At 63.2% G+C, this 14,207-nt stretch carries 17 protein-coding genes; 7 read left to right on the top strand and 10 right to left on the bottom strand.

Annotation, left to right across the window (positions count from 1 at the left end; translation table 11 throughout):
- Positions 1–5: 5 nt before the first annotated feature.
- Positions 6–1,301 (bottom strand): pitrilysin family protein, encoded by a 1,296-nt coding sequence (locus tag CO660_RS04165; protein WP_097597674.1) that lies wholly within the window; start codon positions 1,299–1,301, stop codon positions 6–8.
- Between the two features lie 3 nt (positions 1,302–1,304).
- On the bottom strand, positions 1,305–2,729 hold the full coding sequence (gene thrC / locus CO660_RS04160; protein WP_097597672.1) for a threonine synthase: 1,425 nt from the start codon (positions 2,727–2,729) through the stop codon (positions 1,305–1,307).
- Between the two features lie 248 nt (positions 2,730–2,977).
- On the opposite strand from thrC, the gene CO660_RS04155 reads away from it, so the two are divergent.
- The gene (locus tag CO660_RS04155; RefSeq protein WP_176536231.1) at positions 2,978–3,625 is read left to right on the top strand and encodes a hypothetical protein; all 648 of its coding nucleotides are present in this window, start codon (positions 2,978–2,980) and stop codon (positions 3,623–3,625) included.
- A gap of 686 nt (positions 3,626–4,311) precedes the next feature.
- On the opposite strand, the gene CO660_RS04150 is transcribed toward CO660_RS04155, so the two are convergent.
- The gene (locus CO660_RS04150) at positions 4,312–5,001 is read right to left on the bottom strand and encodes an HAD family hydrolase (protein WP_097597670.1); all 690 of its coding nucleotides are present in this window, start codon (positions 4,999–5,001) and stop codon (positions 4,312–4,314) included.
- 135 nt (positions 5,002–5,136) lie between these two features.
- A complete protein-coding gene (locus tag CO660_RS04145) occupies positions 5,137–6,525 on the bottom strand; it encodes an MFS transporter (RefSeq protein WP_176536222.1) in 1,389 nt (462 codons plus the stop codon).
- A 118-nt stretch (positions 6,526–6,643) separates the two neighbouring features.
- On the opposite strand from CO660_RS04145, the gene CO660_RS04140 reads away from it, so the two are divergent.
- Positions 6,644–7,543 carry a LysR family transcriptional regulator gene (locus tag CO660_RS04140; protein WP_097597667.1) on the top strand — a complete coding sequence of 300 codons (900 nt, stop codon included), beginning with the start codon at positions 6,644–6,646 and terminating at the stop codon, positions 7,541–7,543.
- A 219-nt stretch (positions 7,544–7,762) separates the two neighbouring features.
- Here the strand turns inward: CO660_RS04140 and CO660_RS04135 are convergent, their stop codons facing one another.
- Genes CO660_RS04135 through CO660_RS04125 form a run of 3 tightly spaced genes read right to left on the bottom strand, consistent with a single transcriptional unit; the run spans position 7,763 to position 9,187 of the window.
- Complete coding sequence (locus tag CO660_RS04135) at positions 7,763–8,206, bottom strand: hypothetical protein (RefSeq protein WP_097597665.1); 444 nt, start codon at positions 8,204–8,206, stop codon at positions 7,763–7,765.
- Between the two features lie 9 nt (positions 8,207–8,215).
- A complete protein-coding gene (locus CO660_RS04130) occupies positions 8,216–8,560 on the bottom strand; it encodes a hypothetical protein (protein WP_097597663.1) in 345 nt (114 codons plus the stop codon).
- A gap of 54 nt (positions 8,561–8,614) precedes the next feature.
- Positions 8,615–9,187, bottom strand: coding sequence for a hypothetical protein (locus CO660_RS04125; protein WP_085777238.1), 573 nt, complete (start codon positions 9,185–9,187; stop codon positions 8,615–8,617).
- A gap of 255 nt (positions 9,188–9,442) precedes the next feature.
- Between CO660_RS04125 and CO660_RS04120 the strand changes: the two genes are divergently transcribed.
- Positions 9,443–9,664 (top strand): hypothetical protein, encoded by a 222-nt coding sequence (locus CO660_RS04120; RefSeq protein WP_097597661.1) that lies wholly within the window; start codon positions 9,443–9,445, stop codon positions 9,662–9,664.
- Positions 9,665–9,934: 270 nt separating this feature from the next.
- Positions 9,935–10,366, top strand: a complete 432-nt coding sequence (locus tag CO660_RS04115) for a hypothetical protein (RefSeq protein ID WP_097597659.1) — start codon at positions 9,935–9,937, stop codon at positions 10,364–10,366.
- A gap of 53 nt (positions 10,367–10,419) precedes the next feature.
- Here CO660_RS04115 and CO660_RS04110 read toward each other — a convergent pair whose 3' ends face one another.
- Positions 10,420–11,103, bottom strand: coding sequence for a metalloregulator ArsR/SmtB family transcription factor (locus CO660_RS04110; protein ID WP_097597657.1), 684 nt, complete (start codon positions 11,101–11,103; stop codon positions 10,420–10,422).
- A 68-nt stretch (positions 11,104–11,171) separates the two neighbouring features.
- Between CO660_RS04110 and CO660_RS04105 the strand changes: the two genes are divergently transcribed.
- The 3 genes from CO660_RS04105 (at position 11,172) to CO660_RS04095 (ending at position 13,101) form a co-directional block, all read left to right on the top strand.
- Complete coding sequence (locus CO660_RS04105; RefSeq protein WP_097597655.1) at positions 11,172–11,501, top strand: NIPSNAP family protein; 330 nt, start codon at positions 11,172–11,174, stop codon at positions 11,499–11,501.
- Positions 11,498–11,848, top strand: a complete 351-nt coding sequence (locus CO660_RS04100) for an antibiotic biosynthesis monooxygenase (RefSeq protein ID WP_097597653.1) — start codon at positions 11,498–11,500, stop codon at positions 11,846–11,848. Before CO660_RS04105 ends, CO660_RS04100 begins: the two co-directional genes overlap by 4 nt.
- A 122-nt stretch (positions 11,849–11,970) precedes the next feature.
- Entirely contained in the window at positions 11,971–13,101 is a 1,131-nt protein-coding gene (locus tag CO660_RS04095; protein ID WP_097597651.1) for a site-specific DNA-methyltransferase, read from the top strand.
- A gap of 118 nt (positions 13,102–13,219) precedes the next feature.
- Here the strand turns inward: CO660_RS04095 and CO660_RS04090 are convergent, their stop codons facing one another.
- Both CO660_RS04090 and CO660_RS04085 read right to left on the bottom strand, forming a co-directional pair.
- Positions 13,220–13,585: a nuclear transport factor 2 family protein gene (locus tag CO660_RS04090; RefSeq protein ID WP_097597650.1), complete on the bottom strand. Its 366-nt coding sequence runs from the start codon at positions 13,583–13,585 to the stop codon at positions 13,220–13,222.
- 5 nt (positions 13,586–13,590) lie between these two features.
- The gene (locus tag CO660_RS04085) at positions 13,591–14,205 is read right to left on the bottom strand and encodes an HAD family phosphatase (protein WP_097597647.1); all 615 of its coding nucleotides are present in this window, start codon (positions 14,203–14,205) and stop codon (positions 13,591–13,593) included.
- Between the last annotated feature and the right edge of the window lie 2 nt (positions 14,206–14,207).

Genomic DNA, 14,207 nt, shown 5'->3' with positions numbered 1-14,207 from the left:
TCGGCTCAGCTGGCCTGCATCGTCTTCGGCGCCGGGACCGAAAGCGAGGCGATGATGTCTTCCATCGGCGCGAGCTGTTCCAGCGGCCCGATCGCCGAAAGCGTCGGCACCGTATCGTAGAACAGCCGGCCGGCGAGGTCGGTCAGCCGCTCGATGGTGATGCCCTCCAGCCGTTCCATCATCTCCGGATTGGAGATCGGCCGGCCGTAGAGCATCATCTGCCGTGCGATCTGGCCGGCACGCGCGGCCGGGCTTTCCTGGCCCATCAGCAACTGGGCGCGGATCTGGGCGCGGGCGCGTTCGATCTCCTTCTCGTGGATCTCGCTGGCCGACTTGTGCAGCTCGTCGATGATGACAGGCACCAGCTCCGGCAGGTTTTCGCCGCCGGTGGCGGCATGGATGCCGAAGATGCCGGTATCGGAAAAGCCCCAGTGGAAGGCATAGACGGAATAACAGAGGCCGCGGAATTCGCGCACTTCCTGGAACAGCCTCGAGGACATGCCGCCGCCGAGGATATTGGCGAGGATCTGCGAGCAGTAAAAGTCGCGCGCGTGGTAAGGCTTGCCCTCGAAGCCGAGCAGGATCTGCGCGTCCATCAGGTCGCGCGGCTCGCGCACGCTGCCGCCGATATAACGGGCCGCTTCCATCACCGGCGGCGCCGAAGGCTGCGTCGGCAGGCTGGCGAAACGTTGCTCGACCATGCGCAGAAATTCCTGGTGGTCGACGGCGCCGGTCGCCACCACGAACATGCGGTCGGTCGTGTAGTTGCGGCCGAGATAGGTGCGGATCTGCTGCGGCGTGAAGGAGACGACGGTCTGCGGCGTGCCGAGGATCGCGCGCCCGAGCGTCTGGTCGCGATAGGCGGCCTCGGAGAAGCGGTCGAACACGACGTCGTCGGGCGTGTCGTTGGCAGCGTTGATCTCCTGCAGGATCACCTGCTTCTCACGCTCCAGCTCCTCCTCCTCGAAGGCCGATTCCGTCAGGATGTCGGCGAGAATGTCGACGGCGAGCGGCACGTGGTCCTTGAGCACCCGGGCATAATAGGAGGTCGTTTCGGTCGAGGTGGCGGCATTGACCTCGCCGCCGACATCCTCGATCTCCTCGGCAATCTGGCGGGCCGAACGGCGCGCCGTGCCCTTGAAGGCCATGTGTTCGAGCAGGTGGGCGATGCCGTGCTCATCTTCCGTCTCGTTGCGCGATCCCGATTTGATCCAGACTCCGAGCGCAACGCTTTCCAGGTGCGGCATGGTTTCTGTGACTACTGTCAGCCCGGATTTGAGCCGGGTGCACTCAACTGTCATTGGCTATCTTTCTGCGCCTGCCGTCGTCTCGCTGCGGGCGTGTTTGCCGATGAAGGTCTCAACGGCTTTCAGCTCCGGTTTGATGATCTGGAAACGCTCCTCCCTTTGCATCAGACCAGCAAGCCACGTCGGAAGCGCCGGGTCAATACCGCTGGCCGATTTTACGGCAACCGGGAATTTCGCCGGATGCGCGGTCGCAAGCGTCACCATCGGCGTGTTCGGCTTCTCTTTCTTCTTTGCCACGAAGACGCCGATCGCCGAATGCGGATCGAGCAGGTAGCCGGTCTCGGCATGGGTCTTGCGGATCGTCTCGGCCACCTGCCGCTCGCTCGCGCGCCCGGCCCGGAAGTCGCGGCGAATCGCTTTCAGCGCTTGGCCGCCGATCTCGAAGCCGTTGGATTGTTTCAGGCTTTCCATCGCCGCGCGTACCTTCGAGGCATCGCGCCCATAGGCTTCGAACAGCAGCCGCTCGAAGTTCGACGAGATCTGGATATCCATCGACGGCGAGCTTGTCGCCTTGACCGCCTTCATATCGTAGCGGCCGGTCTTCAGCGTCCGCGTCAGGATGTCGTTTTCATTGGTGGCGATGACAAGCCGGTCGATCGGCAGGCCCATGCGCTTGGCGCAGTAGCCGGCGAAGATATCGCCGAAATTGCCGGTGGGCACCGTGAACGAGATCTTCCGGTCCGGGCCGCCGAGCGCCACCGCCGTCGTAAAATAATAGACGATCTGGGCCATGATCCGGGCCCAGTTGATCGAGTTGACGCCGGAGAGACGGACCTTGTCGCGGAAGGCCGCATCGTTGAACATCGCCTTCACCAGGTTCTGGCAATCGTCGAAATTGCCCTCGACGGCGAGCGCATGCACGTTCGAAGACGTTGAGGTCGTCATCTGCCGCTGCTGCACCGGCGAGACCTTGCCGTGCGGGAAGAGGATGAAGATATCGGTGCGCTCGCGCCCGGCGAAGGCATCGATCGCCGCCCCACCGGTGTCGCCCGAAGTGGCGCCGACGATCGTCGCCCGCTCGCCGCGCTTTTCCAGCGCATAATCCATCAGCCGCGCCAGCAGCTGCATCGCCACGTCCTTGAAGGCGAGCGTCGTACCGTGGAACAGTTCCATGACGAAGCTGTTCGGCCCGGTCTGGATGAGCGGCGCGATCGCCGGATGGCGGAAGGTGCCGTAGGCCTCGTCGATCATTGCCCGGAAGGTCGCCTCGGGGATCTCGCCATTGGTGAAGGGCGAGAGAATGGTGAAGGCGATCTCCTGATAGGTCTTGCCCCTGAGCGCACGGATCTCCTTCTTGGAGAAGTGAGGCCATTCACGGGGAACATAGAGCCCGCCGTCGCGCGCCAGCCCGGTCAAGAGGGCGTCGCAAAAGCCGAGGGAAGGGGCCTCGCCGCGGGTCGAGATATAGTCCACGTTGGTCATCCTTGATCTATCGCTGAAAGAAACCGGCCGCTTGCTCGCCGGAAACCGAGTGGGCGCGGCGCTGCGGACATATGATCGCCGTTATCTTGTTGAAGTTGCCCGCATCCGGCGGCGAAAAGTGCATCAAAACGGCGCGTACCCAATCGATTTTTGTTTGAGCCGCTGATATAGACCATCGCAAACCGTCGTGAAAGGCCTCACGCAAAAGACATGGGGCCGCCAAGAAACGCTTGTGCAAGGGGTGGAATATCGTGCTCGGCAAGGTCTCGCGTCTCATCGTCTCCGCTTCTCTTGTCGGCCTGCTCGCCGGCTGCAATTCGCTCGGCATCGGCGGCGACAGCAAACCGGAGGCTGCGCCCGCCCAGCCGAACGGCAACGCCCAGATCATGCCGCTGGCACCCGCCAACCCCTCGTCGAACAATCCGTCGATCGGCACTGCCAAGACCGCGCAGGGCACGACTGCCCCGGTCGTCCAGGGCGCCTGCCCGCAGATCTTCATGCGGGATCAGGATGCGATCTTCCGCACTTATGCCAAGGGCAAGAAGGACGATCCGCAGCAGATCGCCGTCCAGGCTTCCTTCGGCGATTACACCCGCCAGTGCATGCTGAACGACACGAACCTGACGATGACGGTCGTCGCCCAGCTGCGCCTGATCACCGGCCCCGCCGGCGCTCCCGGCCCGGTGACGCTGCCGATTCGCGTCAGCGTGCTCGATGGCGAAAACGTGCTCTACTCCGAGGTCACCAAGTTCGCGACCGAAATCCCGCCGGGCTCGCCGGGCACGCAGGTCATCTTCCGCAAGGAAGGCATCAAGATGCCCGTCGGCGCCGGCGCCCTGGTGCGCGTCAACGTCGGCTTCGACACCCAGCCGGCCAAGAGCAAGAAGAGCAGCTAGATTTTGCATTCGCACGAGCTTCGGCAGGAGCGCCCCTCACAAGCCTCGGTAATAGCGACGTCTTAAAAGCTGCGCCGCCGGTGCGTTTGGCAACATCGCCAACCCCACACTCCGTCATCCCAGGGCTTGACCCTGGGATCCACGACCCGGCATTCGGCTTCTGTGATTTTCCTGCAGTTGGATGCCGTGCCTTTCCACGCCGTGCCCGCCGCATGGATCCCAGGGTCAAGCCCTGGGATGACGGAGGAGAGGTGGTGCCGCGATCGATAACTCCGCGGCGCGGAGAGAGGTGGTGCCGGATGCATTAGCCCGCCGGCGCATCAGAGGTGGTGTCTGGGCACATCGGCACAGCTACGGCGATGAAGCGACGCCAGATCCGGCGCCCACAAGCTTCGGCGAAAGCGACGTCTCACAACCTGCGCCGCCGATGCGTTTGGCGAGAACGCCAACCCCACACTCCGTCATCCCAGGGCTTGACCCTGGGATCCACAACCAAGCACGCGGCCTCAATAATTTCCTGCAGCTGCACTCCATCGCTCCTGACGCCGTGCCCGCCGCATGGATCCCAGGGTCAAGCCCTGGGATGACGGAGGAGAGGCGTTGCCGGGAGGCATACGCCCGTCGGCGTGGAGGAGGGGTGTGCCGCGACCGCATCGGGCCCAGCAGCCGAGCGAATGGCCGAGGCCTTAAAGCACGCCTTCCCAGGCCGCAAGCGCTGCAACGACGCCCGGCAGGTCGTTCATGCGTGAGATCACCGTCTCGGCGCCGGCATCGGTCAGTTTGTCGGCATGGGCGGGGTAGCTGTGCGACGCGCCGGTAAAGCCGATGACGCGCATGCCGGCGGCGCGGGCCGCGTGCACGCCGTGGACGGAATCCTCGACCACGACGGTCTTCTGGGGGGAGACGCCCATGCGGCTTGCGCCATGCAGGAAGATGTCCGGCTTCGGCTTGACGCGGTCGGCGCCGAGATCCTTGGCGGAGAAGATGTTCGGCGCGAAGAGCGGCTTCAGCCCGACCTTGCCCAGCATCATGTCGAGCCGCTTCATGCTCGAATTCGAGCAGATGCAGCGCTTCATCGGCAGCCTGGAGACGGCGAATTCGACGCCTGGGATCGCCTTGACGTCATTCGCCAGCCTGAGGTCGAGCAGCTTCTCGGACTTGTCGAGCAGGGAAGCCGAAAGCGGGATGCTGGCCTCACGCTCAACCTGCAGCAGGATGTTGTGCCAGGTCATGCCGGCGAAACGCTCGCCCATTTCCTCGACGCCGATCGGATATCCGGCCTCCGTCAAAAGCGCGGATTCAACTTCGGCCGCGATGATTTCGGAATCGACGAGAACACCGTCGCAGTCGAAGATGATGAGATCGAAGCCGTCCATTGTTCATGCCTTGCTGGAAATCTGGTCTTGTCCGGGGATGCTGCGGCTTTACACGATGGCCGGCCAAAGCTCAACCTGATCTCAAGCATGGCTGCGATGCGGCAGGCGACCGGCTCCGTAAAGCCAGAAGCTCGTTCAGGACGCTCCGGGCTGTCCCGCCACTTCGTAGCGCGCCCGGCTCAGGCTGACCAAACTGGCTGCGGCTGCGCAGCCGCCCGATATGACGACCGCAAAGTCGAGTGCCGTCGACAGCGCCAATGTTGCAAATAGGATTGACATGGAGATCCCGCCCAGGGTTTGGCCGAGAAGCCGCGCGGTGCCCTGCATGGCGCCGGCCGCACCGCTTCTGGCTTTCGGTGCCGAAAGAAGGAGAATGCGGTTGTTCGGCGTCTGGAACAGTCCGAAACCGAGGCCGGCGACCACGGTGCCGACGACAAAGGCGGTACCGCGCGGATCGGGCGGCGTCAGGCCCGCCACCAGCAGACCAAGCGCCAACAGCGCCCCGCCGATGGCGCAAAGCCATGCCGTCTTGACGCGGTTTGCCAGGCGTCCCGAGATGGGCGCAATGATCGCAGTCGCGGCCGGCCAGGCCATCATGTAGAGACCGGCCAGAACCGGCGTCATGTGCAGCCTGTGCTGCAGGTAGAAAGGGAGCGCGATGGTGCCCAGCATCTGACCGCAGAAGCAGAAAATCGAGGCAATGACCGATACGCGGAATGCCGGTGCGGCCAGGAGATCGGTCGGAATGAGCGGGACGTCACTGTTCCGTTCGAGGCGCAGCAGGCTGAACAGGCAGGCGAGCGACGCCACGATGAGGGCGGCGCCGCTGACCGGCGCGGTCGCAATCCGATCGGCGCCTGAAAAGAACAGGATGAACATCGCTGTATTGGCCAGCAACACCTTCGCATTCAGCTTCCGCTTCGCGCCTTCGACCTGCCCCAGCAGGCCGCCGCCGAAGAGAACGATCATGCCTAGCGGTATGTTGACCGCAAACAGCCAGGGCCAGCTCGTAACGGAAAGGATGGCGCCGGCAAGGCCCGGGCCCGCCGCGGAGGAAATGGCGATGATCATGGCATTGACGCCGATGATCGGACCCAGCATGTGCTGCGGCAGGGCCTGGCGCAGGTTCATCATCGCGAGCGCCATGATCGCGCCCGCACCAAGGCCCTGTGCGAAGCGAGCAAGGATCAGCACGGGCAGGTCGTCCGCCAAGGCGCAGGCTGCGGATGCCGCGGTAAACAGCGCGACGCCGATCAGGAAGACCCTGCGCGCGCCGTAGATCTCGCCGAGCGCCCCGCAGGGAAGAATGGCGACGAGCACGGCCAGCTGATAGGCGGAGACGACCCATACGGTGCTGTCCGCTTGCGCGTGAAGCGAAAGCGCGATCGATGGCAAAGCGACATTGGCGATCGCCCCATCCAGAACGACGAGAACAATTGCCAGAAGCAGGAGGGCGACAGCCAGGTACCGTCGGGGCGACGCCAGGCCATCTTGAGAGATCGGGGGGGTGCAGGTGAGGGACATGGAAACTCCGGGATGCTTATGGGATGGCCGATTCATTAGCCCTCGTCGATCTCCTGCGCCAGACGCAACTGAAGCAATTGACCGTTGCATATAGCGCCATGCCTGATAGAATAGCGCCATGTCCGATCTCGATTTCAATCTTCTGGTGGCGCTGGATGCGTTGCTGCGCGAGCAGAGCGTATCGGCCGCCGCTCGCCGGCTTGGCCTCAGCACATCGGCCATGAGCCGGACGCTGTCGCGCTTGCGGGCGGCACTCGGCGATCCGATCCTGGTGCCGGCCGGGCGCGGCATGGTCGCCACACCGCATGCCCTGGCGATTGCCGAAGAGGTGCAGGTGTTGAAGGACGCCGTGAAAGCGGTGCTGAGTCCGCCATCGACCGTGGAAATCCGGGAAGTGCGGCGCGACTTCACCATCCGTGCCAATGAGGCCTTCGTGCTTCTCTACGCCGCCGACCTCAGCGCCGCCGTGACCAACGCCGCGCCGGGGATAAGGCTTCGTTTTGCGCCGCGATCGGACAAGGACGTTCAGGCTTTGCGGGACGCGGCAATCGATTTGGATATCGGTGTCCTGCCGCGGGACGGCGGGGAGCTGCGTTGCCAGAGTCTTTTCGAGGACCGGTTCGTCGGTGTCGCAAGGGCGGGGCATCCGATCTTCGATGCAGGGCTAACGGCTGCGGGCTATGCCGCCTGTGGTCATGTGGTCTTCTCGCCGCAAGCGGACTATGCCGGTCCCGTCGACAGGGCGCTCGCCGAGCTGGACCTTTACCGGGATGTCAGGCTGATCGTCCCGAGTTTCCCGGCGGTGATCGCCGTTGCAGCGGCTTCCGATCTGATCGGCTCTATCCCGAAGTCCTATTGCAAGTCTTCCCCGATCAGCGGGATCAGGACCTTTGACCTGCCAGTCGCCGTGCCGGTTTTCAACATCGTCCAGGCCTGGCACCCTCGCATGGATGCAGATCCCGCCCATCGCTGGCTGCGGGCGCTGATTTTCGAGACTTTCCACAACGCCATGAACTGAGGAAGCGAGGCACGCCGCAGGCTGCGTCGAAGCTGTCGAACGCAGCTTGAATCGGGAAACGAGCTCACGCAGCTTTGCAGCTCCGCAGGTTGTAGCGGTTTCGCTCGATGGATGGTTGAATGCTCTGTGTTGGCGGCGGGGAGGACCGGCATTGAGCGCCGGTCCGCAATGGCGGCAAGGCACGGCTCACCTTGTTCAAGAGAGGTGAGCCCCCTTACCTTATTGTTGCGGCAAGATGATCTTCTGAGTGGTCGTGCCTTTCACCGGCTTCTCGCCGGGAACATGCGACATCGTACGCGTTGTGCTTTGCAAGCTGTCGCCGTCCGTGCTGGTCTTGGTGCGGGACTTGCTAAACGTGCCCTGGTCGACCGCCTGGGCCTTGGTCTGCGCCTTCAGCTTGTCGCCATTGTCATTGATGTGGGTCTTGCTTTGCGCCTTTCCGTCGACCGTCGCGGCACTTCCGCCGGATCCGATCGACGATGTCGTGCCGCCGTCAGTCTGGCAGGCGCCGGCCGTCCCGACGGAGCTCGCGGATGTGCCGCCGACAGCAGCGCTTCCCGCCGTTCCAACGGTTCCTGCCGCATTACACTCTTCTGCAAGAACGGCCGGGCTCGATGCGAGCAGCGCGATCGAGGCGGCAGCGATAAGATTGATAGGTTTCATTGCCATCTCCTATTTTTTCGGTTTCGTCACCGAACAGGTTCCATCGGAACGTTTGGTGATGACGGTGCCGTCGGGCCGGGTAACGCTGGCGGTCGAATAGCTGTCGACGCTTCCCGAACTCGACGAGGATCCGGCGGAGGCCGATGACGAGGTGGAGCCGGCCGAACCGCTCCCCCTCGTGGTCGACGAGGACACATGCCCGTTGCCGGCGGTGACGGTGGTGGACATGTCGCCCGCCTGGGACTGGACGACGGTGCACGTCGTTCCGTCGTCGAGCTTGATCTCCTCGGCCATGGCCTGCCCGCCGATCGCCACGAGCGATGCCGTCAATGCGATTGTCGGAAATCTGGTCATTGCTTTCATCTCCAAAGGTTTTGGCCGGCGCCATCAAGGCGCCGGCCGACATCGTCAGCAACCTTTAGTGCCGGCGGCGTCCTTCTTGACCTGGCCCGGTGCGCAGCCTTTCTTGCCTTTGTTGTCGTGCGAAGAGCCTGCAGCACTGCTGCCGGTGCCGACAGTACTGCCGGTCTTGTCTCCATCCGCCGACGATGCGCCGGTTCCGACACTCGAAGCGGAATTGGCATCGCCCGAACCTGCGGCGCTACCGCCGGTTCCCACGCTGCTGCTGGACGTGCCGCCGCCGGCCGATGAGCCGCCGGTGCCGAGCGTCGAAGCAGAGCCTGAGCCGGACCCCGAACCAGCAGCGCTACCGCCGGTGCCGACGGAGCTGCTGGATGTGCCGCCGCCGGCCGACGAGCCGCCGGTGCCGAGGGTCGAGGACGAGCCGGAATTGCAGTTGGTCGTGCCGGCCGGGCAGGTGCCCCCGGCAGAGCTGCCACCAGTACCGACGGTGCTGCTCGCAGTTCCGCCGCCTGCCGACGAACCGCCGGTTCCGACCGTGCTTGACGATTGGGCGTAGCCGGACGCCGCCGTGCCGGCCAGAAGGGCCGCTGCCAATGCCAGATGTGTTACCTTCATCATAGGATATTCCTCCGTTTGTTCTTGAAGCGCTTTCGCATCCGGAGTGGATGGATAGCTCCATGGCAAACTTCGGTTAAACCTCACTGTTCCTCTCTTAAGCCCTCGGTCGGATAAAACCCCGACCTTGGTCTGATCCCGATCGCGATCGGCTGGCGGCGAAGAAATTAGCAATGCTGTTTCTGCAGCGGCGCGACACGAGCAGCGTTGCCGGTCCAAGGGCTTGATCCTACTATGGGCGACAAGAGGAGAGGGACCATGAGGCTGGCTGCTCTTTTTCAATCAGCGGCGGCCGCAGCGCTGCTATTTGCCTTCACGTCCGCCGATGCCACCGCCAAGGGCGGCAAGCACCACAATCACAAGAGCTGTGCGCAGCTGCAGGCGATGATGGATCATGGTTTGACCGGCGGAAAACATGCCGGCGACGGGCCTGAAAGGAAGGCAAAGATCGAAAAGAAGATGCGGAAGAAAGGCTGCTAGCTTGATGGCTTCGCGCGCCAGCAAAGGACGCCGGATGGAGCCCGCACTCGTGCCGAATGCGAGCGTGGCTCGACTGGAGCGGGCGCGCAGGGGCGGCAACTCAAGCGAGGCGAGTGGGAAATCGATGAAATTCGGTTGATCGGCAACCAGCTACATTGCCAGGACTACCTTTGGACTTTTCGTGCACTAGATGGCGCTCCGGGAAGATGAAACCACCGCCGCCGTGGGAGGGACGCGGCATGCCCGAAAGTGGACGAAGAGGAAGACTGTATGACGATCGAGGATATCATCGAAACCCTGGAAAGGACGGATATGCCCGACGGCCGGATCGACGCCTTCATCACCTGCGCCTTTATGCTGAAACAGTTCCGGCCGGCCGAGCCGAAGGATTTCGACGGCCCTCGCGACTACCTGCCGAGCAGCATCAGGTCTGGGCACGGCTTCCTGATGGCGCGGCCGTTCACCCATGACGTGAATCACGCCATCGATCTATGCCGGGAAATTCGGCCGGATGCGATCTGGCACCTCGCCCGCGCCCGACATACGCCGGATGATCCGCTTTACGGTGCTCAACTGCGTGAAACGGCGGAAGGCCAAAGCGTCCTGGGTGAAGCCGAGAGCAATCACGCGGCGTTGGCGCTGACGCTGGCGGCGCTGCGGGCGCACGTACGGCAGGAAGGTGAAAAGACGGCAAGTGCATAATTGCGCGCCGTTTCCGCAACTTCGCGGCAGGTTTTTGCAGATCTGCGGCCAGTCTATCCAGCCGGAAAAAGCAATAGAAATTGCCGGTCGCCTTCCGGGGTAAAGAGGATCGAGCGGCTTTCCGTCGTTCGCCGCGCCCAGCCCCTGTCGAGGAAACTTGAAAGCAGCGCCTTGCCAAGGCTGCCGGCCAGATGGGCGCGCCTTTCGCTCCAGTCGAGGCAGGAGCGGCAGAGCGGCCGGCGCGAGGATCTGAGATTGCCGACGTCGATGCCGATGCGGGCGAGATCGCTCTCGCCCTTATCAGTCAGCGCAAGACCCTCTCCGACCGCCTCGATCGCGCCTGAGGCAATCAGGCTGTCGAGCATGCGCACCCCGTAATCGCCGGCGAGATGATCGTAGCAGATGCGCGCCTTGCGCAGCGCCGGCTCCTTCGGACCGGGCCGGTGGCGCAGATGCCCGCGGCCGGCGGCAAAGCCCATCATGCTTTCGATCAGCCGGGCGACAGCCTCGTCGGCCAGTGTGAAATAGCGGTGGCGCCCCTGCTTGCGCTGGGCGATCAGGCCGCCGGCTTCGAGCTTGGCGAGATGGGTGCTTGCCGTCTGCACGGTGATGCCGCCGACGCCGGCAAGCTCGGTCGCCGTCAGCGCCCGGCCGCCGGTCAGCGCCGCCAGCATGTTGGCGCGAGCGGGATCACCGATGAGCGCGCCGATCTGGGCAATGTCTGGTCCTTCCTTCATAGTTCGATCGTAACCGAAGCATCGCCGTCCGGCAATGTGCGAAAACGGGAAGCACAAAGGAGAACCCGATGATCACCTGCTTCATCCGCTATGAGATCGACCCCTTCAAGAAGGACGCCTTCGCCGACTATGCCCGCAACTGGGGCCAGGCGATCCCGAAAAACGGCGCCGACCTGATCGGCTATTACGGCCCGCACGAGGGATCGGCGACGACCGCTTACGGCGTCTATAACATAGGGAGCCTCGCCGCCTACGAAGCCTATCGCGCCAGGCTGGCCGCGGACCCGCTCGGCCGCGAGAATTACGAATTCGCCAGGCGTGAACGCTTCATTCTGAAGGAGGACCGCATCTTCCTGAAAAACGTCTCGACCCCACATGCCGAGCTGGTGCTGCCATGATCGCCGTCATCTTCGAAGTCGTGCCCTATATGGGCGAACGTCACAAATATCTCGATCTTGCCGGCGAACTGCGTGCCGAGCTCGAAACGATCGACGGCTTCATCTCGATCGAACGTTTCGAGAGCCTGACAAACCGCGGCAAGCTGCTGTCGCTCTCCTTCTTCCGCGACGAGGCGGCGGTCAAGGAATGGCGCAACCGCGAAACTCATCGCGCCGCCCAGCAGGCCGGCCGCGGCGGTATCTTCGCCGATTATCGCCTGCGGATCGCCAGTGTCGTGCGCGACTACGGCATGTTCGAACGCGATGAGGCGCCGGCCGACAGCCGCAGGGTTCACGAGGCTGCTTGATGAGGGAAGGGGTGTCGCCGCCACAATAAATTCCGGAATTCAGTCATCGCTTCAGGCTTTGGTAACTAAGTTGGGTAACCATAACGGAGAGTTAAGCGTAAAGCGTATGAGTGAGTATCAGAATGGCGTCAGTTTTTCCGCTTGCCGACCTCAAGGCTTCCGCCAAGGCGGACTCCTGGGTTGACACGATCATCAAGGGCGACTGCGTGAGCGCCCTTGAAGCCTTGCCCAACCACTCCGTCGACGTGATCTTCGCCGACCCGCCGTATAACCTTCAGCTCGGCGGAACGCTGCACCGTCCCGACCAGTCGCTGGTCGATGCGGTCGACGACGAATGGGATCAGTTCGCTTCCTTCGAAGCCTATGACGCCTTCACCCGCGCCTGGCTGCTCGCCTGCCGCCGCGTGCTGAAGCCGACCGGCTCGATCTGGGTGATCGGCTCCTACCACAATATTTTCCGCGTCGGCGCCACGCTGCAGGATCTGAATTTCTGGATCCTCAACGACATCATCTGGCGCAAGACCAATCCGATGCCGAATTTCAAGGGCCGCCGCTTCCAGAACGCCCATGAGACGATGATCTGGGCAAGCCCGAATGCCAAGGCCAAGGGCTATACCTTCAATTACGATGCGATGAAGGCCGCCAATGACGACGTGCAGATGCGCTCCGACTGGCTCTTCCCGATCTGCAACGGCAATGAGCGGCTGAAGGGCGAGGATGGCAAGAAGGTGCATCCGACGCAGAAGCCGGAAGCGCTGCTTGCCCGCGTCATCATGGCTTCGACGAAGCCCGGCGATATCGTGCTCGATCCCTTCTTCGGTTCGGGAACGACGGGTGCGGTCGCCAAGCGTCTCGGCCGTCACTTCGTCGGTATCGAGCGGGAGCAGGATTATATCGATGCGGCTTCGGCCCGCATTGCCGCCGTCGAGCCGCTGGGGAAGGCGGAACTGACGGTCATGACCGGCAAGAAGGCTGAGGTGCGCGTTGCCTTCAACGTGCTTGTTGAAAGCGGCCTGATCAAGCCCGGCCAGGTGCTGACCGATGCGAAGCGCCGCTACAGCGCCATCGTTCGCGCCGACGGCACCGTAGCCTCCGGCGGCGAGGCCGGCTCCATTCATCGTCTCGGCGCCAAGGTGCAGGGTCTCGATGCATGCAACGGATGGACCTTCTGGCATTTCGAAGACGGGCAGTCCCTGCGCCCGATCGACGATTTGAGGTCCGTCATCCGCAGTGATCTGGCAAAGGTGGATTGAGCAGCGCCTTCGCGGGATCGAAATACCTTCTTCCGGTTTCCTCCAGTTGCGGAAGAAGACCAAGGCGCCCGGGGCTCGAGCCTCGGGCGTCTTCTATTTCAGCGTCCGGATTGCCTCGTCAAAACGCCTTGTAATCGGTGACCTCGACGCGGGTGATGCGGCCGTCTTCATTGAAGGTGATCGTCTCCTCGCCCTCGCGCAGCAGCGGCTTGCCGGTCTGGCTGTGGGTGGCGCGGAGCGACCAGACGGCGCGGCCGGAGAGGGGCGTCAGGTTTTCCACCAGCGAATTCTCGGCCGTCTGATCGGGGTAATCGTCGAAATAGCGCCGGAAGGCGGCCATGATCTCGGTGCGCCCGGCAAGGCTGCCGACGCCGTTCGAGACATAAGTCGCGTCCTCGGCGAAATAGTCCTCGATTGTGGGAAAATCCAGCGCGTTGATGGCGGCGTGGAAGCGTTCGATTTCTTCTGCCGGGTCGAAGGCCATGGGTCTCAGACCTTCACGCCATGGGCGGCGAGATCGCTGCGCAGTTTATCCGTGCCCGAAAACAGCACCGCATTCCAGCCGAAAGCCTTCGCACCTTCGACATTGGCCGGCGCGTCGTCGATGAAGATCGTCGCGGCGGGATCGAGGCCGAAGCTCTTCGTATGCGTCTCGTAGATCGCGATGTCAGGCTTGATCAGGCCGACATCGCCGGAAACGGTGACGCCGCGCGGTTTCGTCAGAAAGGGGAAACGCACCTGCGCCTCGCGGAACGTGTCGGAGGCGAAGTTGGTGAGCATCGTCACGTCACGGCCCTCCTCGATCAGTCCCTCCATGATCGCGACGCTCTCCTCATAGGCGTGCGGCACCATCTCATGCCAGTATTTGCGGAAGGCGCGGATATGCTCCTCGCGCGTCGGATGCGCTTCGATCAGCAGCGCTTCGGCCTCCGCCCAGGTGCGGCCGCGGTCCTGCTCGACGTTCCAGTCATGGGTGCAGATATTGGCGAAGAACCAGTTGCGCTCGGCCTCGTCGGGAATGAGGCGGGCGAAGGGTAGATTGGGATCGTAATGAATGAGGACTTTGCCGATGTCGAAAACGATATGCTTTATTTCGGTGGTCATGT

The sequence above is a fragment of the Rhizobium sp. L9 genome (genome assembly GCF_002531885.1).
Lineage (GTDB): Bacteria > Pseudomonadota > Alphaproteobacteria > Rhizobiales > Rhizobiaceae > Rhizobium.
The sequence above is the reverse complement of the archived record's forward strand: the minus strand, read 5'-3'. Positions and strand labels throughout refer to the sequence as shown.